Below are 815 nucleotides of genomic sequence, written 5' to 3' on the forward strand. Positions count from 1 at the left end.
CACAGCCAGCGGAGTGAAAGACGGCTTTTCCTTTATTGACCATTTCTGCATTGTCTATTTTTCGAATGGGTTGTGCGCGTTGCTCTTGGGGCATTGTTTGTACGGCTTGCTTGGCAGATTCGGCCTCGCCGCCATGCCACATAATTGCTTCAAGTATACTGCGTGCGCGGCCGTCATGCAGAAGAAAATGGCTGCCATTTACGTATTTGTCTGAACCGAGCCCCCAAAGTGGAGCGGTTCTCCATTCCTGTCCGTTTGCCTTAAACTCGGGTCGATTGTCCGCCAGCCCTAGCCCCATGTCATGCAGTAATAGATCGGTGTAAGGCCAGATGGTTTGCATGTTAAGAGAAGTTTGCTCAGTATGCCCGGATGTTTGATAGCTTGGAGTATGGCACGCGGCACAGCCAGCGGAGTGAAAGACGGCTTTTCCTTTATTGACCATTTCTGCATTGTCTATTTTTCGAATGGGTACCGCGATATTTCTTGTATACAGCAATAAAGCATCGGTCATCGCCTTTGGCGCTTCCATGTGGTTGATATCCGGGGCTTGGCGGGTGCGGTTTCCATGGGCTTGTTTTCGGCAGCTTGTTTGTGAAGGAGTGCAGTCGCCCCAATGTTGTGGAAATAACGGTGTACTAATGCCGAGATCCCCCTTGAACGCGCTAGCGTTTTGTTGACGAAGGTTGGGGGTGCCTGCTTTCCAGCCAAAACGGCCAAGTGCCGGTGCTTGTTTTTGCTGATCCCAAACCCAATTGGGTTTGCCTGAAATACCATCTTGGTTACTGTCGTCTGGGTCGGTTTTAGAAAGAATGTCC

The 815-nt window shown here is 50.4% G+C and carries 1 protein-coding gene; it reads right to left on the reverse strand.

All coding sequences use genetic code 11. From position 1 onward, the window contains the following. Positions 1 to 815: di-heme oxidoredictase family protein (locus A3761_RS04205; RefSeq protein WP_304439580.1), on the reverse strand; the 815-nt coding region annotated here is incomplete at both ends.

The sequence above is a fragment of the Oleiphilus sp. HI0123 genome (assembly GCF_001635315.1).